Source organism: Streptosporangium minutum, assembly GCF_002149035.1.
In the GTDB taxonomy this organism is placed as follows: domain Bacteria; phylum Actinomycetota; class Actinomycetes; order Streptosporangiales; family Streptosporangiaceae; genus Streptosporangium; species Streptosporangium minutum.
In genome coordinates this window covers 22,146-48,487 of the sequence record NZ_NGFP01000005.1, presented here as the reverse complement: position 1 = coordinate 48,487, position 26,342 = coordinate 22,146, and the positions used below count along the sequence as shown (strand labels likewise).

The following is a 26,342-nucleotide window of genomic DNA, read 5'->3' as shown; positions in this document are numbered from 1 at the left end:
CCATGACCGCCTCACCGAAGGGACCGCGATGAGCGTCCACGACGCCGGCCCGCCCGAGCACCCCGACCGGCTGTGGAACAGCCCCGAGCCGGCGGCCTCCTACGACGTGGTGATCGTCGGAGGGGGCGGTCACGGCCTGGCGACGGCCTACTACCTGGCCAGAGACCACGGGATCACCAACGTGGCCGTGCTGGAGAGGGGCTGGCTGGCGGGCGGCAACATGGCCCGCAACACCACCATCATCCGCTCCAACTACCTCCTGGAGGAGAGCGCGGGCATCTACGAGCACGCGCTGAAACTGTGGGAGGGGCTGGAGGAGGATCTCGGTTACCCGATCCTGTTCAGTCAGCGCGGCGTGCTCAACCTCGCCCACAGCCTGCAGGACGTCCGGGAGAGCGTGCGCCGGGTCAACGCCAACCGGCTCAACGGCGTCGACGCCGAGTGGCTCGACCCAGAGGAGGTCAGGCGGGTCTGTCCGATCGTCGACGTCTCGCCCGGCGTGCGCTACCCGGTGCTGGGCGCGACCTACCAGCCCCGGGCCGGGATCGCCAGGCACGACAACGTCGCGTGGGGGTTCGCCCGCGCGGCCGCCGCGATGGGCGTCGACCTGATCGAGCACTGCGAGGTCACCGGGATCGAGGTCACCGGCGGGCGGGTGCGGGCCGTACGGACCACCAGGGGCCGCATCGCGGCGGGCAGGGTCGCGATGTGCGCGGCCGGTCACTCCTCGGTCGTGGCCCGGATGGCGGGGCTGGACCTGCCGGTGCAGAGCCACCCCCTCCAGGCGCTGGTCTCGGAGCTGCTGGAACCCGTGCACCCGACGGTGGTCATGTCCAACGCCGTGCACGTCTACGTCAGCCAGGCGCACAAGGGCGAGCTGGTCATGGGGGCGGGCATCGACGCCTGCAACTCCTACCGGCAGCGCGGCGCCTTCCACGTCATCGAGCGGCAGATGGCGGCGGCGCTGGAGCTGTTCCCCGTCTTCGCGCGGGCGCACGTGCTGCGGACCTGGGGCGGGGTGGTGGACGTCACCCCCGACGCCTCCCCGGTCGTGGGGCTCACCCCGGTCGAGGACCTCTACGTCAACTGCGGCTGGGGCACCGGCGGGTTCAAGGCCACGCCGGGGGTCGGATGGTGCTACGCGCACACGATCGCCCACGGCGAGCCGCACCCGCTCAACGCCCCCTTCTCCCTCGAGCGATTCACCACCGGCGCGCTCGTGGACGAGCACGGCGCCGCCGCGGTGGCCCACTGAGGCCGTGGCAGCCCACTGAAGGAGACCGACAGATGATGCTCATCCCCTGTCCGTGGTGCGGGCCGCGCGACGAGGCCGAGTTCCACTACGGCGGGCAGGCGCACGTCGCCTACCCCGCGGACCCGGCCGCCCTCTCCGACGCCGAATGGGCCCGCTACCTGTTCTTCCGCGACAACCCCAAGGGGCCCTTCGCCGAACGGTGGAGCCACGCGGCCGGCTGCCGCCGCTGGTTCAACGTCGTCCGGGACACCGCGACCAACGAGATCCACGCCGTCTACCGCGCGGGCGGGCAGAGGCCGGTGAGCCCGTGACCCGCCAGCCGTTCCGCAGGGACGGCCACCGGGGCGAGACGCTGCGGTTCCGGTTCGACGGCCGCGACTACGAGGGGTACCGGGGCGACACGCTCGCCTCCGCCCTGCTCGCCAACGGGGTGCGCGCGGTCGCGACGAGCGTCCGGCTGGGCCGTCCCCGGGGCGTCTTCGCAGCCTGGACCGAGGAGCCCAACGCGCTCGTCCAGATCGAACACCCCTTCCCCGAACCGATGCTGCAGGCCACCACCGTCGAGCTGTACGACGGGCTGGTGGCCAGGGGCCTGCCGGGGAAGGGGCGGCTGAGCGGCGAGGCCGACCCGGCGCGCCACGACGGCGTGTACGCCCACTGCGACGTCCTGGTGGTCGGGGCCGGACCCGCCGGGCTCTCGGCGGCGCTGTCGGCCGCCGGCTCCGGCGCCCGGGTCGTCCTCGCCGACGACCGGCCCGTGCCCGGCGGCAGCCTGCCGGACACCGCCGAGACGGTCGACGGCCTCCCCGGCGCCGAGTGGGCCGCCGCCGCGCTGGCCGAGCTGGACGGCCACCCCGAGGTGCGGGTGCTCGCCCGGACCGGCGTCCTCGGCTACTACGACGACAACTACCTGGTCGCGGTGGAGCGCCGGGGGGAGCGGGCGTCCTCCCGCGAGCGGCTCTGGCGCATCCGCGCCCGCCGCGTCGTGCTGGCGACCGGCGCGCACGAGCGGTCCGTCGCCTTCGCCGGCAACGACCGGCCGGGCGTCATGCTCGCCTCCGCCGCCCGCGCCTACGTCAACCGGTACGGAGTCCTGCCGGGCCGTCGCGCGGTGGTGTTCACCGCCAACGACAGCGCCTACGCCGCGGCCCGCGACCTGACGGCCGCCGGCGTCGAGGTCGCGGCCGTCGTCGACGTACGGCGGGGCGGCGGCCGGTCATGGGACGGGAGCGAGGTGCTCGCCGGGCACCTCGTCACCGGAGTGGACGGGCAGGACGGCGTCTCCTCGGTGACCGTCTCCCCGGACCCCAGGGGAGGTCTCGCCGGGGACCGGGAGATCGAGGCGGACCTGCTGCTCGTGTCGGGCGGCTGGAACCCCGTGGTCCACCTGTTCGGCCAGGCGGGAGGACGGCTCCGCTACGACGAGCGGCTCGGCGCCCTCCTGCCCGCCGCCACCCGCCAGGCGGTGGAGGTCGCGGGCGCCGCGCGGGGGCTGTCCACTTTGGGCCGCTGCCTCGCCGACGGAGCCGCGGCCGGGGCGCGGGCGGCGGAGGCGGCAGGGTTCCGCGCCGGCCGCCGGTCCGCCGCCCGCGCCGAGGACGTCGCGGCGGCGCTCGCCGAGCACGTGTGGCTCGTCCCCGCCGCCGACTACCGCGGCCACTTCGTCGACCTGCAGCGGGACGTGACCGTCGCCGACGTCATGCGGGCGACCAGGGCAGGGCTCCGCTCGGTCGAGCACGTCAAGCGCTACACCACCGCCGGGACCGCCCACGACCAGGGCAAGACCTCCGGGCTGCTGACCAGCGGGGTCGTCGCCCACCTCCTGGAAGTGGACGTCGCGGAGCTCGGCACCACCACTTTCCGCGCGCCGTACGTGCCGGTGAGCTTCGCCACCCTCGCCGGGCGCGACAGGGGAGCGCTGCACGATCCCGTCCGGGTCACCCCGCTGCACGGGTGGCACGTGGCCCGCGGCGCGCTGTTCGAGAACGTCGGCCAGTGGAAGCGACCCCGGTACTACCCCCGCGCGGGCGAGGACATGCGGGCCGCGGTCCTGCGGGAGTGCGCGGCCGTACGGCGGGGCGCGGGGGCGATGGACGTCTCCACGCTGGGCAAGATCGATCTTCAGGGGCCGGACGCCGCCGAGCTGCTCGACCGGCTCTACACCGCCATGATGAGCACCCTCCCCGTGGGCGCGATCCGCTACGGCGTGATGTGCCAGCCCGACGGGACGGTCTTCGACGACGGAACGGTGACCCGCCTGGCGGAGGACCGCTTCCTGGCCACCACGACCACGGGTAACGCCGCCGCCGTCCTGGACTGGATGGAGGAGTGGCTGCAGACCGAGTGGCCGTCGCTGAGGGTGTACTGCACCTCCGTCACCGAGCAGTGGGCGACGGTGGCGCTCGCCGGGCCCGGCTCCCGGGCCGTGCTGGCCGGGCTCGCCCCCGGCCTGGCCGTGGACGGGGAGAGCTTCCCGTTCATGACGTGGCGGGAGGCCCGGGTGGCGGGCATCGAGGCGAGGGTGTGCCGGATCAGCTTCTCCGGCGAGCTGGCCTACGAGATCAACGTCAGCGCCTGGGACGGGCTCGCACTGTGGGAGGCGGTGCAGGGGAGCGGGGCGGTCACGCCGTACGGGACCGAGACCATGCACGTGCTCCGGGCCGAGAAGGGCTATCCCATCGTCGGCCAGGACACCGACGGCACGGTCACCCCCGCCGACCTCGGCTTGGGCTGGGTGCTCTCCGGGAAGAAGGCCGACTACGTCGGCAAGCGCTCACACGCCCGCCCCGGCGACCTCAGGCCCGACCGCAAGCACCTGGTCGGCCTGCTGCCGGACGACCCGGACCGGCTGCTGCCCGAAGGAGCCCACCTGGTGGCCACCGCCCGGCTGCCCGAGCCACCGGTCCCCGCACTCGGCCACGTCACCTCCAGCTACCGCAGCGCGGCACTCGGGCGGACCTTCGCGCTCGCCCTCGTCAGCGGCGGGCGCGAGCGGGTCGGCGACCGGCTCTACGTGCCCGTCGGGGCCGAGCAGGTCCCCGTCACCGTCACCCGCCATGTCCTCTACGACCCCGAGGGGGCGCGCCGTGACGGGTGAGCGACCGGTACGACCTGGAGGGGGCGCGCTGTGACGGATGTGCGACCGGTACGACCCGGAGGGGGCACGCTGTGACGGGTGAGCGACCGATACGACCTGGAGAGGGTGCGCTGTGACGGATGTGCGACCGGTACGACCCGGAGGGGGCGCGCCATGATGGGTGAGCGACCGAGTCCGCCGGCACGGTTCGAGCCGGTGGCGGACGGTGACCTGCGCATCGCGGAAGTGTCGTTCCTCACCCAGGTCAACCTGCGGCTGGACCCCGGTGACCCCGCGGCCGGCGACATCGGGCGCGCCCTGGGCGTGCCGCTCCCCACCGAACCCGGCACGTACGGGAGCGCGGACGTCGACGTGCTGTGGCTCGGTCCCGACGAGTGGCTGATCGTCGGGGAGCCCGGACGGGAACGTGATCTGGAGACCCGGCTGCGGACCGCGGCCGGGACCGGGCACGTCGCGGTCACCGACGTCTCGGCGCAGCGGACCACGCTGCTGGTGGCCGGGCCGAAGGCACGTGACCTGCTGGCCCACGGCTGTGCCCTCGACCTGCACCCCCGGGTCTTCGGCCCGGGCCGGTGCGCCCAGACCATGCTGGCCCGCGCGCAGGTCCTGCTCGTCGCCCGCGACGGCGACGAGTTCCTGGTGCTCGTCCGCCCGTCGTTCGCCGGCTACCTCGTCGCGTGGCTGCTGGACGCCGCCGCCGAACACCTCTCCGGGCAGCCGGGATGACCGCCGCGGGGCCGGGACCCCTACGGAGCCGGCTCGTTCGAGGAGGTCGGCATCCTCATGCCGTTGCCCAAGTCGTGACTTCTATGAAACTTTCACTTGCGCAGGCGCCATCAGGTGATCTCCTCCGGACGAATGTCCAGGCAGGGAGGCGCGCCGAAGGCAGGGCCCAGGTCAGCGAGCGCCGCAGCTCCTTGACGCCGATCGACCAGTCGGATGTAATTCGCGGCATCACCCCCCAGGAGCAGGCCATGGATATCTGGAATCCCAAATGTTAGCGATAACAGTCTTTGGTGGCCGACGCCTGATCTCTGACCGGCCAGGAACATCGGATGCATCTCCTTCCCCGGGCACCCGCCCGTAACGGAGTCGGACGACGGGACCGGACAGCGGCACCAGGGCTACGTGCTGCGCATCGACCCGATCAGGGCCTCGCCGAGCGTCGCGGATCGGCAGGACGCCACCTTCCGGGTAACTTCCGGCCCGTCATGTTAGCGCTAACAAATGCTTGAAGGGAGAACTATGCGCCTCACCAGACAGAAACGCCTCCGCGTGCTGATCGCCGTCATCACGTCAGTCGTGCTCACCAGCGCCCTGCTCACCCTCACCACCCCCTCTGTGAACGCGGCGACGGTCGACACCAACGCCTGGTACGTCCTGGTCAACCGGACCAGCGGCAAGGCTCTGGACGTCTACAACCTGGCCACCGGCGACGGTGCCCGCATCACCCAGTGGGCCCGTAACAACGGCAACCAGCAGCAGTGGCAGTTCGTCGATTCGGGTGGCGGCTACTACCGCGTCAAGTCCCGCCATTCCGGCAAGGTCTTGGACGTCCACAACTTCTCCACCGCCAACGGCGGGGCGATCGTGCAGTGGGCCGATCTCAACGGCGCCAACCAGCAGTGGCGCCTGGCCGACTCCGACGGCGGCTACGTCCGCCTCATCAACCGCAACAGCGCCAAGGCCCTGGAGGTACAGGGCGCCTCCACCGCCGACGGCGCCAACATCGTCCAGTACGACGACTGGGGCGGCGGCAACCAGCAGTGGCAACTCGTCCGGGTCGGCAGCGGACCGACCCCGACCCCCACGACGCAGTACACCAACCCGGTCGTCTGGCAGGACTTCGCCGACGGCGACATCATCCGGGTCGGCGACGCCTACTACTACTCGGCCTCGACGATGCACTACTCACCCGGCGCGCCGATCCTGCGCTCGTACAACCTGGTCGACTGGGAGTACGCGGGCCATTCGGTGCCCCGGCTGGACTTCAACTCGAACGCCTACGACCTCAACGGCGGCCGGGCGTACGTGAAGGGCATCTGGGCGTCGGCCCTCAACTACCGGCCGAGCAACAGCACGTACTACTGGATGGGCTGCGTCGAGTACAACCGCACCTACGTCTACACCGCCTCGGCGGTGGACGGCACCTGGACCAAGCGCTCCCAGATCAACAACTGCTACTACGACGCCGGCCTGCTCGTCGACGACAACGACACGATGTACGTCGCCTACGGCAACGGCACGATCAGCGTCGCCCAGCTCTCGGCCGACGGGCTCAGCCAGGTGCGCGCCCAGCAGGTGTTCCAGACCCCCTCCAGCGTCGGCACCCTGGAGGGCGCCCGCTTCTACAAGCGCAACGGCTACTACTACATCTGGCTGACCCGCCCCGCCAACGGCCAGTACGTGCTGCGCTCCAGCAGCCCGTTCGGCCCGTACGAGATGCGCCAGGTCCTGCTGAACATGCCTGGCCCGATCTCCGGTGGCGGCGTGCCGCACCAGGGCGGCCTGGTCCAGACGCAGAACGGCGCCTGGTACTACATGTCGTTCGTCGACGCCTACCCCGGCGGCCGGGTACCGGCCCTGGCGCCGATCACCTGGAGCGCCGACGGCTGGCCGACCGTCCAGACGGTCAACGGCGGCTGGAGCAGCACGTACCCGCGGCCGAACATCCAGACCTCCAAGACCGTGCGGTCGATGATCGGCCCGGAGACGTTCACGTCGGGCACGCTCGGCCACCGGTGGGAGTGGAACCACAACCCCGACAACACCAAGTGGTCGGCGGGCAACGGGCTGCGGCTGCAGACCGCGACCGTCACAGGCGACCTGTACAACGCCCGCAACACCCTGACCCACCGCATCCAGGGCCCGTCGTCCACCGCGACGATCGAACTCGACTACTCGACGATGAGCAACGGCGACCGGTCCGGGCTGGCGATGCTGCGCGACTCGTCGGCGTGGATCGGCGTCAAACGCGACAACGGCACGGACCGGGTGGTGATGACCAACGGCCTCACCATGAACAGCAGCTGGCAGACCACCGGAACCGGCACCGAAGCCGCGAGCGCCAACATCTCCGGCGGCCGGATCTGGCTGCGCGTCAACGCCGACATCCGTCCGGGCTCCGGACGCCAGGCCCGGTTCTCCTACAGCACCGACGGCGTCACATTCACCCCCCTCGGCCCGGCCCTCACGTTGAACAACGCCTGGCAGTTCTTCATGGGCTACCGCTTCGCGATGTTCAACTACGCCACCCAGTCCCTCGGGGGCGCGGTGACAGTGCGCCGGTTCGACCTCACCACACCGTGAACCGAAGGGCATCCCATGATGAACCCCCCAAACCGCTCGGCCCAGCCTTCCGGGCGCACACGACTGCGGAAACTCCTGTCCCTGCTGAGCGTCGGCGCGGTCGCCATCGGCGTGTCGGCGGCGATCTCCGCTCCGGCGGACGCCGCCTCCACGCTGGGCGCGTCGGCGGCCGAGAGAGGCGGTCGCTACTTCGGCGCCGCCGTCGCCGCCGGCAGGCTCGGCGACTCCACCTACGTCAACATCCTGAACCGCGAGTTCAACTCGGTGACCGCCGAGAACGAGATGAAGTGGGACGCCACCGAACCGTCGCGTGGCTCGTTCACCTACACCAACGGCGACCGGATCGTGAACCACGCGACCAGCCGGGGCATGAAGGTGCGCGGGCACACCCTGGCCTGGCACTCGCAGATGCCCGGCTGGGCGCAGAGCCTGTCGGGCTCGGCACTGCGCGGCGCCATGCTCAACCACGTCACCCAGGTCGCCACCCACTACCGAGGAAAGATCCACTCCTGGGACGTGGTGAACGAGGCGTTCGCCGACGGCGGCTCCGGCGCCCGCCGGGATTCCAGCCTCCAGCGGACCGGCAACGACTGGATCGAGGCCGCGTTCCGGGCCGCTCGGACCGCCGACCCGGGTGCCAAGCTCTGCTACAACGACTACAACACCGACGGCGTCAACGCCAAGAGCACCGCGATCTACAACATGGTGCGCGACTTCAAGTCACGCGGCGTGCCGATCGACTGCGTCGGCTTCCAGTCCCATCTGGGCAACTCCGTCTCCGGTGACTACCAGGCCAATCTCCAGCGCTTCGCCGATCTCGGCGTCGACGTGCAGATCACCGAGCTCGACATCGCCGGCTCCAACCAGGCCGCCAACTACGCCACCGTCACCCGGGCATGCCTGGCGGTGTCCCGGTGCACCGGCATCACCGTCTGGGGCATCCGCGACAGCGACTCCTGGCGCACCGGGGAGAACCCGCTGCTGTTCGACGCCTCCGGCAACAAGAAGGCCTCCTACACCAGCACGCTCAACGCCCTCAACGCCGGCAACAACCCCACCCCGACCTCCGGCCCGGTCGACACCAACGCCTGGTACGTCCTGGTCAACCGGACCAGCGGCAAGGCTCTGGACGTCTACAACCTGGCCACCGGCGACGGTGCCCGCATCACCCAGTGGGCCCGTAACAACGGCAACCAGCAGCAGTGGCAGTTCGTCGACTCGGGTGGCGGCTACTACCGCGTCAAGTCCCGCCATTCCGGCAAGGTCTTGGACGTCCACAACTTCTCCACCGCCAACGGCGGGGCGATCGTGCAGTGGGCCGATCTCAACGGCGCCAACCAGCAGTGGCGCCTGGCGGATTCCGACGGTGGTCACGTCCGCCTCATCAACCGCAACAGCGCCAAGGCCCTGGAGGTACAGGGCGCCTCCACCGCCGACGGCGCCAACATCGTCCAGTACGACGACTGGGGCGGCGGCAACCAGCAGTGGCAACTCGTCCGGGTCGGCAGCGGACCGACCCCGACCCCGACGCCGACCGGTACGTGCGCTCTTCCGTCGACGTACCGCTGGACATCGACGGGCCCGCTGGCGACCCCGAAGCCGGGGTGGGTCTCGCTCAAGGACTTCACCACCGTCCCCTACAACGGCGGGCATCTCGTCTACGCGACGACGCACGACACGGGCACGAGGTGGGGTTCGATGAACTTCGGCCTCTTCACCAACTGGTCCGACATGGCCTCGGCCGGCCAGAACACGATGTCCGTCTCCACTGTCGCGCCCACGCTCTTCTACTTCGCCCCAAGGAACATCTGGGTGCTCGCCTACCAGTGGGGTGGGACCGCGTTCTCCTACCGGACCTCCAGCGACCCCACCGATCCGAATGGCTGGTCATCCCAGCAGGTGCTCTTCTCCGGAAGCATCACCGGCTCCGGAACAGGGCCTATCGACCAGACGCTCATCGGTGACAGCACGAACATGTACCTGTTCTTCGCCGGCGACAACGGCAAGATCTACCGGGCCGGCATGCCCATCGGGAACTTCCCGGGCAGTTTCGGCACGACCTCGACGGTGATCATGAGCGACACGACGAACAACCTGTTCGAAGCCGTTCAGGTCTACAAGCTCCAGGGCCAGAACCGATACCTCATGATCGTCGAGGCGATCGGCTCGCAGGGCCGCTACTTCCGCTCCTTCACGGCCACCAGTCTGAACGGTACATGGACACCACAGGCCGCGACCGAGAGCAACCCCTTCGCCGGCAAGGCCAACAGCGGCGCCACCTGGACCAATGACATCAGCCACGGCGAACTGATCCGCACCAGCCCCGATCAGACCATGACCGTCGACCCCTGCAATCTGCAGCTGCTCTACCAAGGACGCAACCCCGGCTCCGGCGGAGACTACGGCCTCCTGCCCTACCGGCCGGGCCTGCTGACCCTACAGCGCTGACGGCGTGACACAGGTCCGGCTCGAGCGTTCCTGACGTTCACCGCAAAGGCGTACGCCCCATGAACCGGTCCTGGGTGCGGGGGAGGGAGCGCCACCGCACCCGGGACCACCGGCATCCCCCCGCCAAACACGTGTCCGAGGGAGACGACAGGTGAGACCTGCTCCGCGCACGGTCCTGTGCACCGTGGGCCTGCTTCTTGCGACCATGCTGTTCCCGTCCTTGGCCAGGGCGGACAACCCGATCGTGCAGACGATCCACACCGCCGACCCGGCGCCGCTCGTCCACAACGGCCGGGTGTACCTCTACACCGGACACGACGAGGACGGCTCGACGTACTTCACCATGAAGGAGTGGCGGGTCTGGTCGTCCGCCGACATGGTGAACTGGACCGACCACGGCTCGCCGATGAACGTCGCCACCTTCAGCTGGGCGAGCGCGGACGCCTGGGCGGGCCAGACCGTCTACAGGAACGGCAAGTTCTACTGGTACGTACCGGTGAAAGACCGGGCGAGCGGCCAGATGGCCATCGGCGTCGGGGTCTCTGCCAGTCCCACCGGACCTTTCACCGACGCCATCGGCCGCCCGCTGGTCAGGAACGGCGAGATCGACCCCACGGTCTTCATCGACGACAACGGGCAGGCCTACCTGTACTGGGGCAACCCCAACCTGTGGTACGTCAGGCTCAACCCCGACATGATCTCCTACTCCGGCAGCCCTGCGCAGATCCCGCTCACCACCGCGGGGTTCGGCACCCGCACCGGCAACACGGGCCGCCCGACGCTGTACGAAGAGGGGCCGTGGGTCTACAAGCGCAACGGCCTCTACTACAACGTCTTCGCGGCGAAATGCTGCTCCGAGTTCATCGGCTACTCGACGGCCCCCGGCCCCACCGGGCCGTGGACCTACCGCGGGACGGTCATGCCCACGCAGGGCAGCAGCTTCACCAATCACGCCGGCGTCATCGACTTCAACGGCGGATCCTACTTCTTCTACCACAACGGCGCCCTCCCCGGCGGAGGCGGTTTCACCCGCTCGGTGGCCGTGGAGAAGTTCACCTACAACGCCGACGGAACCATCCCCACGATCACCATGACCACGGACGGGGCGCCGCAGGTGGGCACGTTGAACCCCTATGTCCGCCAGGAGGCCGAGACGATCGCCTGGGAGTCCGGCGTGGAGACCGAACCCTCCAGCGAAGGCGGGATGAACGTCGGTTTCATCGAGAACGGCGACTACGTCAAGGTCAAGGGCGTCGCCTTCGGCACCGGATCCTCCTCCTTCACCGCCCGCGTGGCCTCGGGCACCAGCGGCGGCCGGATCGAAGTCCGCCTGGGCAGTGCCACCGGCACCCTCGTGGGCACCTGCACCGTCCCCGGCACCGGCGGCTGGCAGAACTGGACCTCGGTCACCTGCCCGGTGTCGGGCGCGACCGGCACGCGAGACGTCTTCCTGCGCTTCGCCGGGGGCAGCGGCTATCTGCTCAACCTCAACTGGTGGCAGTTCACCCCGAGCGGTGGCGGCAGCGGCGGGAACCTGCTGACCAACGGCACGATGGAGGACGGCACGGCGGGCTGGACCAGCTCCGGCGGCACCCTGTCCTCCGCTACCGATGTGACTCACGGTGGCAGCCGGTCCCTGCTCAGCTCCGGCCGTACGGCCGCCTGGCAGGGCCCCACCAGAACGTGACCGCGCAGCTCACCAACGGCAGGAGCTACACCACGAGCGTCTGGGTCCGCTCGCAGAGCGGCGCTCCCAGCGCGAAGGCGACCCTGGCGCTCACCGCGAACGGCACGACGGACTACGTCCAGCTCACCCCGGCAGGGGCGGTGAACACCGGCGGCTGGACCCGGCTCACCGGCACCACGACCGTCTCCTGGACCGGCACGCTGACCAACGCCTCCTTCTACGTCGAGACGGTGGCGGGCACCGACGGCCTCTACATCGACGACGCCGCCTTCCAGTGACAGGAGTTACGCGCCGACGGCGCAGATGGCCACCCCGGCGGTCATCTGCGCCGGCCCGTGATCCCGGCACGTCTTCCGGCCGGGTAACCGTCGGGGACACGGTGTGGTGAACGCCATCCCGCCCCGTGGGCCCGATCCCCATCCGCTGAGGAGCACGGTCCGACTCACTCACGTCTCACCAGCCGACAACGCTCCAGCCCTGCCCTCGTCGGCAGGACCGGCAGCACGGTCTGACCACCCGACCCACCACCCTCAGGAGTTCACATGTCGCCCCTCAGCCGACGCCGACTGCTTCAGGCGGCGGGCATCACCGTCGCCGCCACCGCCGCCGGTCAATTCACCGGCACCGCACCTGCCTTCGCCGAGGTCGCCCCCGTCCGCGCCGACATCGGCGTGTCCGCCTACGCGTTCGAGTTCGGGCAGGTGCGCCTGACCTCCGGCCGCTGGCTGGACAACCAGAACCGCACCCTGTCCTATCTGCGGTTCGTCGACGTCAACCGACTGCTGTACGTCTTCCGCGCCAACCACCGGCTGTCCACCCAGGGCGCGGCGGCCAATGGTGGCTGGGACGCCCCCGGATTCCCTTTCCGCAGCCACATGCAGGGGCATTTCCTGACCGCCTGGGCTCAGGCGTACGCGGTGACCGGTGACACCACCTGCCGGGACAAGGCCAACACCATGGTCGCCGAAATGGCCAAATGCCAGGCCAACAACGGCGCCGCCGGCTTCAACGCCGGCTACCTCTCGGGCTTTCCCGAGTCCGACTTCACCGCGCTCGAAGCCCGCACGCTGAGCAACGGCAACGTGCCGTACTACTGCGTGCACAAGACCCTGGCCGGGCTGCTCGACGTGTGGCGTCACATCGGCAACGTCCAGGCTCGCGACGTGCTGCTGGCACTCGCCGGCTGGGTCGACCGGCGGACAGGCCGGCTTACCGGCAGCCAGATGCAGGCCATGCTGGGCACCGAGTTCGGCGGCATGAACGCCGTCCTGACCGACCTCTACCAGCAGACCGGCGACGCGCGCTGGCTGACCGCCGCCCAGCGGTTCGACCACGCCGCCGTGTTCAACCCCCTCGCGGCGAATCAGGACCAGCTCAACGGCCTGCACGCCAACACCCAGGTGCCCAAGTGGATCGGGGCCGCCCGGGAGTTCAAGGCCACCGGCACGACCCGCTACCGCGACATCGCCGCCAACGCCTGGCGTATCACCGTCAACGCGCACACGTACGTGATCGGAGGCAACAGCCAGGCCGAGCACTTCCGGGCGTCCAACGCCATCGCCGCGCACCTGACGCGGGATACCGCCGAGGCCTGCAACACCTACAACATGCTGAAACTGACGCGGGAGCTGTGGCTGCTGGATCCGGACCGGGCGGAGTACTTCGACTACTACGAGGGGGCGCTGCTCAACCACCTCATCGGCCAGCAGAACCCCGCTGACGCCCATGGGCACATCACCTATTTCACCCCGCTCAACCCCGGCGGTCGCCGGGGCGTCGGCCCCGCTTGGGGCGGCGGCACCTGGAGCACTGACTACGACTCCTTCTGGTGCTGCCAGGGGACCGGTATCGAGACGAACACCAAGCTGATGGACTCCATCTACTTCCACAACGGCACGACGCTGACGGTGAACCTGTTCACCCCGTCGGTGCTGAACTGGAGCCGGCGCGGCATCACGGTCACCCAGACGACCTCCTTCCCGGCGAGCGACACGGTCTCGCTCCAGGTCACCGGCAATGTCAGCGGCTCATGGTCGATGCGTGTCCGCGTCCCGGCCTGGACGAGCGGCGCCACGATCAGCGTCAACGGCGTCCAGCAGAGCATCGCCACCACGCCCGGCTCGTACGCGGTGATCACCCGGTCGTGGACCTCGGGCGACACCGTGACCGTGCGCCTGCCGATGCGCGTGGTCATGAAAGCCGCCAACGACAACCCGGGCGTCCAGGCGATCACCTACGGGCCGCTGGTGCTGTCGGGCGTCTACGGCGACACCGCGCTGCCGTCGCTGCCGTCGTTGAACCCCACATCGGTCACCCGGACGAGCACGTCGGCGCTCACGTTCACGGCGACCGCCGACTCCGCGACCGTCGACCTCATCCCGTTCCACGACGCCCACGGCCACAACTACACCGTCTACTGGAACGCCAACGGTCAGGGCGGTGGCACGGGGACGGCGAGTTTCCGGCTGCAGAACGCGGCCACCGGGCTCGTCCTCGGTGTCCAGAACATGTCCACGGCCGACGGCGGTCTGGCCGTGCAGTGGGCGGACAACGGCACCGCCGACCATGACTGGGCACCGGTCGTGGACGGCGGTGCCGTCAAACTCCGCAACGTCAACAGCGGCAAGGTTCTGGGCGTGGAGAACATGGCCACCACGGACGACGCCCGCGTGCTGCAGTGGGGCGACACGGGCACCGCCGACCACCGATGGACGGTCATGGACGCCGGAGACGGGACCCACAAGCTCCGCAACGTCAACAGCGGCAAGCTGCTCGCCGTCCTGAACGGCTCCACGAGCCAGGGTGCGCAGGCCGTCCAGGACGCCGACAACGGCAGCGGCGACAACCAGTGGCGCTTCCTGCCCAATGGCACGCGCCGCATCCAGAACCTCGCCAGCGGCATGGTGCTGGGCGTGACGAACATGTCCACCACCGATGGCGGCCTGGTGATCCAATGGGGCGACTCCGGCACCGCCGACCACCTGTGGACGGCCGTGACCGACACGGGCGGCTACTTCAAACTGCGCAACTCCAACAGCGGCAAGGTCCTCGGCGTCGAGAACGCTTCGACGAGCGCAGGCGCCCGAGTGCTCCAGTGGGCCGACAACGGCACCAACGACCACCGCTGGCGGCTCCGGTACGGCGCCAACGGCTACTTCCGTATCCAATGCGCCAACGGCGGCCGCGTCCTGGGCGTCAGCGGCGGTTCCACCGCGCAGGGCGCCCAGGTCGTGCTGGCCGACGACACCGGCGCCAACGACCACCTGTGGCGATTTCTGTGAGCGATTCACCGAGGAGGCGTGGTCGACAGGCCGTCAGCCGGCCGCTCCACGGGGAGGTCCCGCTTCCGCGGGCATCGCTGTCCGATCGGCTGCGCGCCAGGAGACAGGGAGCCGAAGTCCTCCTCGGCGTTCGAGTCCCGGAGGAGGGCTTCATCCACATCGAAGAGCTCCGCGATCAATGGGACTCGGGTCTCGACGGCGTTCCTGGTCGCGACCCGAGTGCCTGGGGCGATCGGCGTGCGTCGACCGCTTTCCGCAGACACTTTCCACAGGCGCGGCATCGGCCTTCTGCCGGATCACGTCATGGTCAGCTGGTGGTGGGCGGTGCCGTGCCACTCCGTCAGCAGCACGGTGGCGTCGTCCTGCAGGCGGCCGTCGTGGTAGTCGAGCACGCTGTGGATCAGGCGGCGCAGCGTTTCGGGCACCGGCAGGCCGTCGGCGGTGTGGCGGATGATGAAGTCGACGAACCGGTTCAGGCCGAACTCCCTGCCCTGGGCGCTGCGGGCCTCGGTGATGCCGTCGGTGTACAGCAGCACCCGATCGCCCGGCTGCAGCTGTTCGCGGCACAGCGTGACCGGCAGTCCCAGGGCTAGGCCCATCGGGTGAGCGGGCGGGCAGGCCAGGGAGGTGGTCCAGCGGCCGCCGCGGATCACCACCGGCGGATGATGGCCCCGGTTGACCCAGGTCAGCACGCCGGTGGTGGTATCCAGGTCGGCCAGGATCGCGGTGACGTAGCGGGTGGAGCGGCCGAACTCGCCGATCAGGGTCTCTTCGATCTTCTCGGTGTTGGTGGCCAGGTCGACGCCCTGGCGGCGGTTGTTGCGGCAGGCGGCCAGCGCCAGGCTGGCGGTCAGCCCGGCCGAGACATCGTGGCCCATCGCGTCGAAGATTCCCAGATGCGCCACATCGCCGGCGATGGCGTAGTCGAAGGCGTCGCCGCCGACCTCGTAGGCCGGCTCCATGGCGGCGCTGATGACCATCCCGGTGTTGGCGAAGGTCAGCGGCGGCATCAGTGTCCACTGCATCTCGGCGGCCACGTGCATCGGCCGGGTGCGTGTCAGCCGGGCGTAGGAGTCGCTGTGGGAGCGTTTGCTGACCATCAGCAGCGCCACCAGCGACGCCAGCGCCCGCATGTCCTCCACCTGCGCCTCACCGGCGTCCGCCGGGGCGTTGACGCGCAGCATCCCCATCCGTTCGGTGCCGTCCAGTATCGGCACCCACCAATGCGCGGCCCGTCCCGGCGAGGCGGCCCGCACGAGCACCCGTGTCTCCTGAAAGCCGCGCCCGGCCAGCGTCGTGTCGATCCGCAACTCCGCGGGCTCGCCACCGGCGTCCTCACCGGCGTCCTTGCCGTGGCCGGTCAGCAGCCGCAGCACCTGCTGCTGCAGATCGGCCACATAGATCAGCACCTCACCCAGACCGGCGTGCGCGGCGTGCTCACCGACCAGGGCGGGCACCTGCTCCAGGGCGGCGAGGTGGCTGGCGGCCAGCAGCCCGGCCAGCATTCGTGTCGTACCACACTGGGCGCTCATCGCGGCGTTTTTCCCTGCATGTGACCACCTGTATCCCTCCGCCGCCTTTCAGCGCCGACCATCAGTCTTCACCCCAGCCCAGAGCCCAAACGAAAATCCCCCGTACTTCGCGAACTCCTTTACCCGTCCACAGGGCGCGGGTGAGCCGCTCCGGCATGGCCCGGCGAGTCTTCCATCTTTTTTCAGCCGGGGGACCCGCTGCGGTCGGGATCACCGTCCGCGGGCGGGTCGTCCACCTCCGTCAGCACCTGGTGCAGGCTGTCGCGGATCTGCAGCACCCGGTCCAAGCCGGTCAACGCCAGGATGCGGCGTAGTGAGGGCGGCGGGGCGGCCAGCAGCAAGTTCACGCCCCGCTCCCGGCACTGGTGAAAGACGGTGATGATCCGGCTCAGGCCCGAGGAGTCGCAGAACGTCATCGGGCTCAGATCCAGCACCAGGTGACCACCGGCCAGGAAGTCCCACAGCCGCGCGACCGTGGCGTCCAGCACCGATGCGGTGTGGTAGTCCAGCGGGCCGTGCACATGCACCACCGCCCACCGGCCGGGTTCACCGTACTCGACCGGAAAGACCACCTCGTCGGTCCCCTCCGCCCGCCTGGACCGCCCCGCCTGGCCGGCTTGATCCCCATGCTGCGTCATGAGTTCCTTCCCCCGGAACGCTGTCACCGACACTGTCTGTGGCGCTGTGACCACGCTAGGACAATTAGCTATGAAATACGCATTTCCCTCGCTGATCTGGCAAGGCGGGCGGTCCGGCATGGTCACCGGAGGGCCGCATCCCCTCCCGTGTGCGCGCAAGGGTGTCGCGAAAGTCGCACGACCCCGCGCATCGAGAGATCGTTGCGAACACGGGAAGGCCTCCTGGAGCGGCTGTCACCGGGCCCGCACGGAGATCGGCGCGTCAGGGTGGCCAGCCCGCGACGGTCAGGGAAGCGGTGATGTGGTGAAGGACCGGGCCAGTCCGGTCAGGTCCAGGACACGGTGCAGAAGGCCGCGGACGCCCGACAGTTCCATGGTGGCGCCCGCGAGGGTGAGACTGTCTTGAGCACCCAGCAGCGCTCTGAGTCCGCTGGAGTCGCAGAAGGTCAAGTCGGTGGTGTCGATGACGAGGTGGCGGCGGCCGGTGTCGAGCACGGTGTCGACGGGCAGCCGCAGCAGCGGGGCGGAGATGCCGTCGAGCTCACCGCCCAGGACCAGGACACTGTGGCAGGAATGGTGGACCAGGCGTATGGAAAGTGCGGTCATGTGAAGACCCGATCCGCGGTGCGAAGAAGTCGCCGCAGGCACGCAAGCCGCATGACAGGCGAGTCACCGCTCTTCCCACCCTACGCGCGATCACGACTCGAGCCCCCACTCGGGGCGGGCGCTTCCGGACCCGCCCCGGTCGCGACCTGGCCGGCACCGGCCGCAGGCGGCCGGAAGACCACCGATCAGGGGAATCGCGTCGTGGCGTATCGGCGAGACCGGTGCGGTCATCTCCCGGAGGGACGGGTGAGGGTGAGGACGAACCCGCTCGCCGGGCGGGCTGGGATTCGACGCAGGGAGATGCCGAGGTCCTGGTCGGGGACGTCGTAGCGCAACCGGGCCAGCCGGGTGGTCAGGGCCTGCAGGAGGGCGACGGTGATGGGCTCGCCGGGGCAGCGGTGGCCGGTGCGCGGATCGCCGCCACCTTGGGGGATGAGGTCGAAGGCGCCGATCTGCCGGCCGTCGAACCGCTGCGGGTCGAAGGCGTAGGGCTTCTTCCACAGCAGCGGGTCGTGGTTCTGGCCGTAGATGTCGAGCAACACCAGCGAACCGGCGCCGATCCGCTGTCCTTGCCAGGACAGGTCCCTGACGGCCCTGCCGCCGACGAAGGGGGCGAACGGGTAGAAGCGGCGGACCTCCTGGGCGAACATCTCGGCGAAGGACCCCTCACCGTCACCATCGCGCAGGGGAGCCCGGTACTCGGGCCAGCGGTGCAGGGCGTGGGCCGCGAACGTCACGTACCAGGACACCGCCACGGTCGGGCGTATGACGTTGAGCAGCTCCACCGCCGCCACGCGAGGGTCGAGCAGCTCGCCGTCGGAGCCACGGTGGTGGGCGACCACGTCGGCCGCTGAGCCTGCCGGTACCGAGAGGGCGCCGTGGCGCACGTTCCGTACGACAGCGGCCAGCCATGCCTCGCGGCGCCTTCTGGCCGCGCGGGCCCGCCAGTGCCGTGGCCCGGCGGTGGCGAAGCCGTCGACCAGGGCGAGGAGGTCGGTGGCCGCGGTCTCCACGTCGGTGTCGTCCAGCGGGACGCCGGTCCATCGGCAGACGCCGCGGGTCAACACCTTGGCGACCTCGTCGAAGAGCACGACGCGGCGCCCGTCGGCCCACGAGGCCACCGTCTCGTCCCAGGCGGTCATGGTGTGGCCGGTCAGGGCGGCGATGCCCTCGTCGGTCATCAGCGTCATGAACATCGCCTTGCGCAGGCGGTGTTCGGCGCTGTCGAGGGTGTGCACGGCACCGTGGCCGACCAGGGTGCTCTTGACCATCTCCGGCAGCGCGGTGCCGCGCCGGAGGTGGTCCTCATCGTAGAAGAACCGCGCGGCCTCCGGCCCGCACAGGCCCACCGCGCGCCGGCCCATCAGCCGGGTGCGGACCACGCCACCGGGCGTGCGGCGCCGCAGGTTCGGCAACCAGCCATAGCCTTCGAGCAGCAAGGACAGCGTGTCATCGAATTCAGGCATACGACTGCGCCTGCCCTTCCTCCCCGCGAGAAAACGCGGGTGCGACCATGGGCGCCGGTGGCCCTGAACAGTGCTGTGCCGCTCCGGCAAGCCGGGATCGCCGGCCCATGTCCACCACGACCAGGGCACGGACCAGTCACATGATCGGCCGGACGAGTCCGGCGTCCCGCACCCACGGCCGCAGCTTCTCCGGATTGCGGACCGCCCAGATCCGGGTGACGCGGCCGTCGGCGACGTCGAACGAGGCTACGGTCATGACGACGCCGGTGTGCCGGGCCACCAGGCCCGGCACACCGTTGACCGACCGCTCCAGGAGTTCGAGCCCCGGAGCCATGTCGGCGATGGCGACCATGTACCGGGCGATGCGCGCACCGCCTTCGATCGGGCGCAGGACGGTACCGACCATGCCGCCGCCGTCGGCGGTCATCACGGCGGCCGGGTCGAGGAGGTCGACGAGGGCCGCGATGTCCTTGCTCTCCCATGCCTCTTTGACATGCCGCACCGCTTCGACATGCCGCACCGCGTCGGCCTGCTCGGCCGCCGCCACCGGGGCCCGCGCGACGCGCACCCGCCGCCGGGCGGAGGCCGCGAGCTGCTTGCAGGCCGCGGGGGTCCGGCCGAGGATGCCGGCGATCTCGGCAAAGGGGTACCGGAAGACGTCGTGCAGGACGAACGCCACCCGCTCGGCGGGTGTCATCGACTCCAGGACGACGAGGAAGGCCATGGTCACCGATTCGTCCAGGACCATCTGGTCGGCGGGGTCGGTGCCATGGCCGTGGTCCCACTCGGTGTGGTCGGGCAGCGGATCGGGCAACCACGCGCCGACATAGCGTTCGCGCCGGGCCCGCGCCGAGCCGAGCACGTCCAGGCAGATGCGGCCGGTCACCGTCGTCAGCCAGGCGCCGGGGGACACGATCTCGTCCTGCCGACTCCGTGGCAGCGCGTACCAGCGCGCGTAGGCCTCCTGTACGGCGTCCTCGGACTCGGCCAGTGAACCGAGCAACCGGTAGGCGACATTGATCAGTTGGCGTCGCTCACCGGCCATCGCGTCGGCGCTCGTCCCAGCCGCCCCCATGCTCCCGACCGCCTCCTCGCCTTACCTTTCGCAGGCCCGCGTCGTCGGGCTGGTGAGACCTTATCGACCTACTGCCCCCGGGCGGGAAAGGGGACCATGGCATGGCGACCCACGCGACGGCACAGCGCCGCTTCTCGTTTCTGCAGATCGCGATCACCCTGCAGACCCTGACCATCTTCCTTCAAGCGGTCTCCGCCGGACTGCTGCTGACCTCGTCCTACGGAGAGACGCTGCACAGCGTCGGAGCCCGCGTGATGTACGGGGCGGCGGTGCTGTATGTGCTCGCGGCGGTGCTGGCGTGGAAGCCGGGCGGCGGCTCGCCCCGGCCCGTCTGGCACGCGTCCGGCTTCCTTGTCCTCGCCTCGGTCCAGGTCGTGCTCGGCATCGCGCACATACCGTTGGTCCATCTCCCCCTGGGCGTCCTGATGTTCGGACTGAGCGTGCTGGCGCTGGCGCGGCGCTGAAGTCCGGTACGGGGGCATACAGGGATCAGCTGGGGCCTGCCCGGCGGATCAGGCCGCGACCGCGGCGGTCTCCGCCTGGCGGCTCCGCGGTTCCCTCTGCCCGGCTGCCGCCAATCGCCGGCCTGCCATCGGGTGAATAAAACGGTTGCGGCTCGACAAGTGATCACATAGCTTGCGTTCGGCACCGTCGAATCCGTCGTGAGGACACCCGCGTGACCCCGCCCGCTATCTCCGCCTGACACCTTTCCACAGCGCTCCGTCACCGACTCCGTCGGTACTACCGGGCTGTCCCGTTCCTGCGTGCCGCAACTGACGGCTCTGCCGGGACACCCCGGCTCTTCAGCGTTTCAGGCCGTGTGACCACGGCCTTCGTCAGGTTCGAGAGAGATCGTGTCCTCACAACCCCATAGAGATCATTCCGTGCTGTCCTGGACCGTACGGCGGACCCGCCTGCCCCTGCTGCACTTGCACTGCCTGGAGTGCCGCGCGGCGGTGGCCACCACCGCGGAGGGCAAGTTCCGGGTGAACGCCAACGGCAAGCTTCTCGACGTGTGGCTTCTCGTCCGCTGCGTCTCCTGCGATCAGAGCTCGAAGATCACCGTACGCGAGCGAGTCCCGGTCCGCTCCATTGATCCCGGCCAGCTCCACGCGTTCGAAACCAACGATCCGGCGCTCGTCATCCAGACGCTCCTGGACCCGTTGATCGCCCGGCGCAACCGGTTCAGCCTCGACTGGAAGGACGCATGGCGTCTGCATACGTCACCACCGCATCCGCAGGCGGACCCGAGCTGGCCGATCCGGGTGGAGGTCGGGTTCGCCGACCCCGTGCCCATCCGCCCGGAGCGGCTGATCGCCCACGGCCTCGGCATCAGCCGGAGCGAAGTCGAACGCCGGATCAAGTCCGATGTCCGCCTCAACCGCACCACGACCACGGACTTCGCTTTTGTCGTCCTGCCCGCCGCTCAGGACGGGAGCAGGCCGGTGTAACCGTTCAGATCTCGCGCTGAATCCCTGTCGGCCGGTCGTGGCCGACCCGTCCGTCATCGTCCGCGATCTGTTTCCCGCGAGTCGGCGAAGCAGATCGCGGGCCGTCGGCGCGCTCGTGGTCTTGCACCGATCCGAAACTCGTACATGACGGCCGCAAGGGCGAACTGCGTCACCAGTACCAGACCGGAATGGAGGATCAGCTCGGCGCGCTCGGACCGGTCCTCAACCGCGTCATGCTGTGGAACGCCCTCTACCTGAAGTCTGCTCTACGGCAGCTGCGTGGCCAGGGCTACCCGGCGCCGGACGAGGACGATCGTGTTCGGCTAGGGTGGAGGTATGTTTTGACGCCTGCCCGGAAGTCGGGCACCCCCGTGACCTCCTTCGTATCCCGAACAATACGGAACCCACGAAGGAGATACCTGATATGAGCCCGTCGATCCCCGTCGACGTCCCCGGCGCGTTCGCCGCGTCGTACGGCGAGAACAACGCGTCCGGCCGTGCCTGGATCGCCGAGTTGCCCCGCCTGGCCGCGGACTTCCTGGACCGCTGGACGCTGCGGCCGGACGGCCCCGCGGACCACGGCATGGCCTCGCTCGTGCTGCCGGTGATCCGCGCGGATGGTGCGCCCGCGGTGCTGAAGTTCCAGCAAGCAAGCGAGGACAACGCCGGCGCCGTGCTCGGTCTGCGGGCATGGAACGGCAACGGCGTGGTGCGCCTGCTCGACCACGACCCGGACACCGGCACCATGTTGCTGGAACGGCTGGAAGCAGCCCGGCCGCTGTCATCGGTGGCCGACGACGATGCCGCCATGCGGATCCTCGCCGAGCTGATGGCGCGCCTGGTCGCGGTGCCCGCCCCACCCGGTCTGCGGCGCCTGGCCGACGTCGCCGCCGCCATGCTGGACCAGGTTCCCCGCGCTGTACCGGCGTTGCGCGACCCGGCGGAGCAGCGGCTGGTAGGCACCTGCGCGTCCGCCGTGGCCGAATTGATCAGCGAATCCGGGGACCGGCTGCTCCACTGGGACCTGCACTACGACAACATCCTCGCCGGGCAACGGGAACCCTGGCTGGCCATCGACCCCGAACCGCTGGCCGGCGACCCCGGGTTCGACCTGTGGCCGGCGCTGGACAGCCGGTGGGAGGAGGCGGTGGTGGCGACCGGCGACGTGCCCCGCACGGTCCTCCGCCGCTTCGACCTCCTTACCGAGGTGCTCGGCCTGGACCGGCAGCGGGCGGCCGGGTGGACGCTCGGCCGCATCCTGCAGAACGCATTGTGGGACGTCGAGGACGGCAAGACCACGCTGGAACCGGCCCAGGTCGCCCTTGGCGTCACTCTGCTCCGCCGCTACGCATCCACTCGGTAGCGCGCCTGGTCACCGGTGCCCCCTCCCTCGCGGGATAAGTCGCCCCGACATCGGCGCGTCCGCCGCCGAACGGAAGCACGTAGGCTGGCGGGATGATCTACGTCAAGACGCCCCTCACCCGTGAGATCCGCGAAGCCGTGGCACTGACCTGGGGTGTCACGGGAGAGGGGGAGCGGTTGCACGGCGGAGAGGAATCCGCCGCCTACCGCCTCGACGGGCACGTCATCCGCGTCGGCCCGGCGTGGCGCGCCGCCGCCGAGTCGGAGTGGTGCCACGCGATCGCCCGCCACGCCGCCGCCGGTCTCCCCGAGGCCGTCGCCCCGCTGCCGGCGGCCGAAGGGACGACGGTCATCGTCGTGGGCGGCCGCCCGATCTCCTGCTGGCCGTATGTCGAGGGCGCCTGGCCGGACTCCGACATCCCGGCCCAGCGCGAGGCCGGGGCCCGTCTGCTGGCCAGGCTTCACAGGGCCCTGGCCGACTTCCGCCCCGGCCCGCGCCCGGTGCCCGCCTTCCAGGAGTCCGGCCTGTACGGCGATCCGCCCCAGGACGCCGCCGAGCTGGACGACCCCGACCTGGACCGCTGGCTGGCCGCCTTCCACGCCGAGTACCCCACGCGTCACCCCCTGCACGGCGACTACTACACCGGCAACACACTGGCCAGGGACGGCCGGATAGTGGCGGTTCTCGATTGGGACGAGACCTTCGTCGGCGCCCCTGAGCTGGAGCTGGCCGCCGCCGCCCTGGAATGGGGCGACGACCTGGCCGGGCCGAGCGAGGAGTTCGTGGCTGCCTACCACGAGGCGGGCGGCACGGCAGCCCGCCTGGACGAGGAGTCGCTCGCCCAGCTCGTCAGGCACAAGCTCCGCAGGGAGCACGCCTACTTTCACAAGGCCGTCCGCTCGGGGGTGACGCACGACGAGGCGGACGTCGAGTACCACCGCTCCCGGATGGAGCTGTTCCACCGGCTGCGCCCCTGACAGCGGCCGGCAGAGAACCGGGAGCCCTCAGGGATCGTCATCGGCATGACGAACGTACTGATCGTCGGCTCCGGGCTGACAAGGACTGCCGTCGGCCGGCGCGCCGGCCTGTATTCAGCGGTAGCCGGTCAGGCCGTCCGCCAGTTCTTCTTCGCCGCCGTCCCGGCGCGCGGACAGAGCCTGCTGCGAGGCGAAGGCGGCTCGGGTGTCATGGCGTGCCATGGGACCACCCACCTCCGTCGGGGCACCGCCGCCCCCGGAGGCCGGAGGCGGCGGTGGTTGGATCCGTCTACTGGTGGCCGGTGGTGGAACGGGCGTGCTCACCCACCTGCTGAGCCTGCTCCCGGGCGTGGTCGCCCGTTCTGTGTGCGGCCTCCGTGGCTGTCTCCTTGACCTGCTGGGCGGCCTGTTGAGCCGCCTCCTTGGCCTCCTGGCCGAGGGCTTGGACCGACTCCTGCACCACCTGCTTGACCGGCTGGATCACGCCGTCGGCCTGCTCCATGAGCTGCCCCGCGGCGCGCTCCTCGGCCTCCGTCCGGGGAATGAGGGCGGCCGCCAGCAATCCGGCGCCGAAAGCGATCACCCCGGCCGCCAGCGGGTTGCCCTGCGCGCTGCGCATCGCCTGCTGCGGCGCGTTCTGGACCGCCTCGGCGGCCTGCTGGGCGCCGTGCTTGACGGTGTCGGCGGTGTCGGAGGCGACCCCGCGGACGGTGTCGGCGGTGCCGGAGGCCGTGTCACGCACGCTGTCCACGGCGTATGACGCCTGCCGGCCGACCGTGTGGGCGGCGTGGGACGGAGTCCCCATCACCCGCTCGCGTACCGACCGCAGGCGCCGGCGCACGCTGTCGGTACGGCGCTGTGCGATCCGCACCGGGCTGGTGCGGTCGGCGAGACGCTCCACGTCCGCGGCCAGCTCGGCCCGGGTGGCGTTGATCTCGGCCCTTATTTCGTCAGGTCCCGCGCCCATCGCGCATCCTCCTTGAGCGTTTCAACGGTACGTTCCGGCTTGGGGGAGACCTGGCGCAGCCGGGCACGCCCGGTCACGTACAGGACCGCGCCGGCCACCGCCCAGATGACGGCGACGATGAGCGCGGCCCAGCCCAGGTCCATGACGTTTCCCAGGCCGAACATGACGGCCAGCGTCACCAGGACGGCGACCATGTATCCGGCGAATCCCGCGCCGCCGAGCAGGCCGGCGGCCTTGCCCGCCCTGCCCGCCTCCTCGCGGATCTCGGCCTTGGCCAGCAGCAGTTCCTGGCGGACCAGTTTGGACAGGTCTTCGCCGACCTCTCCGACCAGCTCTCCCAGCGACGGCTCCCGTGCCCCTGGGACGGGGTGGGTCATCGGATCTCACCACCCGGGTTCCTCGGCGTGGGCGTCGTGGTGCCCAGGCCTCCGAATCCCTCCTGCGGTGTGATCGGCTCGGTGCGGTACGGCTCGACCGGCGGCTGCGTCGGCGGCTGGGCCGCCGGGACCGGTGCGGGCCGTGCCGAGACCGGCGGCTGGACCGGAGCCGGCGGCATGGCGGCGGCCGGAGCGGTGCTGTGGGCGCCCGAGCCGTACGGGCCGGCGGCCCCCGTGCCGGGAGAGCTCGCCGAGCCGCTGTTCCCCGACACCTTGGCGATCCTGCCGATGAGGAAGCCCGCCGCGGCCGCCCCGACGAGGAACGCTCCAGGACGACGGCGCGCGAAGCTCTGGACCTCCTGGGCGACCCCGGTCAGGCCGTGCTGGTCCAGGTAGTCGGCCGCTCGCCGTCCTTGGTCGGCGACCTGCTGCACCACCCCGGAGACCGGCGAGTCGGGCTTGGCGACCTCGGTCATCGAGGCCAGGTCGTCGGCCCACTGGCGGATTCCCTGAGCCGCGCGCCGGCTCTGGTGCTGCGCCTGGTCACCGACCCGGTCCCGTAGCTGATCGACCACCTGGCGAGCCTGCTGCCTGGCCTCCCCGGCCACTACCTGCGTCTGTCCCTTGGCGGTATCGGCCACTTCCCCGACGGCGGATCTGGCGTGCTGAGCCGTGCTCTGGAATTCCTGGCTCCGGCCTGCGCGCTCCCCCGCCTCGGTGGAATACTCACTCATCGATGCCCTCCAAAGGTTGTGCATCTTCGACTGATGCGGCGGATTACCCTCACACCACTGCCTCATTCCGCGAAACCCC

General features: G+C 70.3%; 20 protein-coding genes and 2 pseudogenes. 13 read left to right on the top strand and 9 right to left on the bottom strand.

Going from position 1 to position 26,342, the window contains the following annotated elements:
- Positions 1-28: 28 nt before the first annotated feature.
- From CA984_RS02085 to CA984_RS02050, 8 genes and pseudogenes are all read left to right on the top strand, one after another.
- The gene (locus tag CA984_RS02085) at positions 29-1,255 is read left to right on the top strand and encodes a sarcosine oxidase subunit beta family protein (protein ID WP_086567324.1); all 1,227 of its coding nucleotides are present in this window, start codon (positions 29-31) and stop codon (positions 1,253-1,255) included.
- A gap of 32 nt (positions 1,256-1,287) precedes the next feature.
- Positions 1,288-1,566 (top strand): sarcosine oxidase subunit delta, encoded by a 279-nt coding sequence (locus tag CA984_RS47000; protein WP_012890518.1) that lies wholly within the window; start codon positions 1,288-1,290, stop codon positions 1,564-1,566.
- Complete coding sequence (locus CA984_RS02080; protein WP_207620670.1) at positions 1,563-4,352, top strand: 2Fe-2S iron-sulfur cluster-binding protein; 2,790 nt, start codon at positions 1,563-1,565, stop codon at positions 4,350-4,352. The genes CA984_RS47000 and CA984_RS02080 overlap by 4 nt, the downstream gene beginning before the upstream one ends.
- Before the next feature lie 153 nt (positions 4,353-4,505).
- Positions 4,506-5,078 carry a sarcosine oxidase subunit gamma gene (locus CA984_RS02075; RefSeq protein ID WP_086567321.1) on the top strand — a complete coding sequence of 191 codons (573 nt, stop codon included), beginning with the start codon at positions 4,506-4,508 and terminating at the stop codon, positions 5,076-5,078.
- Positions 5,079-5,597: 519 nt separating this feature from the next.
- Complete coding sequence (locus tag CA984_RS02070; RefSeq protein WP_207620668.1) at positions 5,598-7,661, top strand: family 43 glycosylhydrolase; 2,064 nt, start codon at positions 5,598-5,600, stop codon at positions 7,659-7,661.
- A 15-nt stretch (positions 7,662-7,676) separates the two neighbouring features.
- A complete protein-coding gene (locus CA984_RS02065) occupies positions 7,677-10,109 on the top strand; it encodes a non-reducing end alpha-L-arabinofuranosidase family hydrolase (protein WP_207620666.1) in 2,433 nt (810 codons plus the stop codon).
- 205 nt (positions 10,110-10,314) lie between these two features.
- Positions 10,315-12,074: pseudogene (locus CA984_RS02060) on the top strand (family 43 glycosylhydrolase).
- A gap of 264 nt (positions 12,075-12,338) precedes the next feature.
- Complete coding sequence (locus CA984_RS02050) at positions 12,339-15,077, top strand: beta-L-arabinofuranosidase domain-containing protein (protein WP_086567314.1); 2,739 nt, start codon at positions 12,339-12,341, stop codon at positions 15,075-15,077.
- Between the two features lie 296 nt (positions 15,078-15,373).
- Here the strand turns inward: CA984_RS02050 and CA984_RS02045 are convergent, their stop codons facing one another.
- From CA984_RS02045 to sigJ, 5 genes are all read right to left on the bottom strand, one after another.
- Positions 15,374-16,609, bottom strand: a complete 1,236-nt coding sequence (locus CA984_RS02045; protein WP_207620664.1) for a PP2C family protein-serine/threonine phosphatase — start codon at positions 16,607-16,609, stop codon at positions 15,374-15,376.
- A gap of 182 nt (positions 16,610-16,791) precedes the next feature.
- Positions 16,792-17,247, bottom strand: a complete 456-nt coding sequence (locus CA984_RS02040; protein ID WP_165781068.1) for an STAS domain-containing protein — start codon at positions 17,245-17,247, stop codon at positions 16,792-16,794.
- A gap of 285 nt (positions 17,248-17,532) precedes the next feature.
- Positions 17,533-17,853: an STAS domain-containing protein gene (locus CA984_RS02035; RefSeq protein ID WP_086567306.1), complete on the bottom strand. Its 321-nt coding sequence runs from the start codon at positions 17,851-17,853 to the stop codon at positions 17,533-17,535.
- 227 nt (positions 17,854-18,080) lie between these two features.
- A complete protein-coding gene (locus tag CA984_RS02030) occupies positions 18,081-19,319 on the bottom strand; it encodes a cytochrome P450 (protein ID WP_086567304.1) in 1,239 nt (412 codons plus the stop codon).
- 136 nt (positions 19,320-19,455) lie between these two features.
- Entirely contained in the window at positions 19,456-20,394 is a 939-nt protein-coding gene (gene sigJ, locus CA984_RS02025) for an RNA polymerase sigma factor SigJ (protein WP_086567301.1), read from the bottom strand.
- A gap of 101 nt (positions 20,395-20,495) precedes the next feature.
- Between sigJ and CA984_RS02020 the strand changes: the two genes are divergently transcribed.
- The 5 genes from CA984_RS02020 (at position 20,496) to CA984_RS02005 (ending at position 24,185) form a co-directional block, all read left to right on the top strand.
- The gene (locus CA984_RS02020) at positions 20,496-20,858 is read left to right on the top strand and encodes a hypothetical protein (RefSeq protein WP_086567298.1); all 363 of its coding nucleotides are present in this window, start codon (positions 20,496-20,498) and stop codon (positions 20,856-20,858) included.
- Positions 20,859-21,278: 420 nt separating this feature from the next.
- Complete coding sequence (locus tag CA984_RS02015) at positions 21,279-21,845, top strand: DUF1062 domain-containing protein (RefSeq protein ID WP_207620662.1); 567 nt, start codon at positions 21,279-21,281, stop codon at positions 21,843-21,845.
- A 20-nt stretch (positions 21,846-21,865) separates the two neighbouring features.
- Positions 21,866-22,273 (top strand): Tn3 family transposase, encoded by a 408-nt coding sequence (locus CA984_RS47635; protein ID WP_108724519.1) that lies wholly within the window; start codon positions 21,866-21,868, stop codon positions 22,271-22,273.
- Positions 22,270-23,208 (top strand): aminoglycoside phosphotransferase family protein, encoded by a 939-nt coding sequence (locus CA984_RS02010; protein ID WP_207620660.1) that lies wholly within the window; start codon positions 22,270-22,272, stop codon positions 23,206-23,208. Before CA984_RS47635 ends, CA984_RS02010 begins: the two co-directional genes overlap by 4 nt.
- Before the next feature lie 92 nt (positions 23,209-23,300).
- Positions 23,301-24,185, top strand: coding sequence for a phosphotransferase enzyme family protein (locus tag CA984_RS02005; protein ID WP_086567294.1), 885 nt, complete (start codon positions 23,301-23,303; stop codon positions 24,183-24,185).
- A 114-nt stretch (positions 24,186-24,299) separates the two neighbouring features.
- Here CA984_RS02005 and CA984_RS49150 read toward each other — a convergent pair.
- The 4 genes and pseudogenes from CA984_RS49150 to CA984_RS01990 all read right to left on the bottom strand — a co-directional run.
- Positions 24,300-24,389, bottom strand: a pseudogene (locus tag CA984_RS49150) (phosphotransferase); the annotation flags it as partial.
- An 85-nt stretch (positions 24,390-24,474) separates the two neighbouring features.
- The gene (locus tag CA984_RS02000; RefSeq protein ID WP_086567291.1) at positions 24,475-25,152 is read right to left on the bottom strand and encodes a DUF3618 domain-containing protein; all 678 of its coding nucleotides are present in this window, start codon (positions 25,150-25,152) and stop codon (positions 24,475-24,477) included.
- Positions 25,128-25,529 carry a phage holin family protein gene (locus tag CA984_RS01995; RefSeq protein WP_086567416.1) on the bottom strand — a complete coding sequence of 134 codons (402 nt, stop codon included), beginning with the start codon at positions 25,527-25,529 and terminating at the stop codon, positions 25,128-25,130. The genes CA984_RS02000 and CA984_RS01995 overlap by 25 nt, the downstream gene beginning before the upstream one ends.
- Positions 25,526-26,263 (bottom strand): hypothetical protein, encoded by a 738-nt coding sequence (locus tag CA984_RS01990; RefSeq protein ID WP_133061511.1) that lies wholly within the window; start codon positions 26,261-26,263, stop codon positions 25,526-25,528. The genes CA984_RS01995 and CA984_RS01990 overlap by 4 nt, the downstream gene beginning before the upstream one ends.
- Positions 26,264-26,342 lie beyond the last annotated feature (79 nt).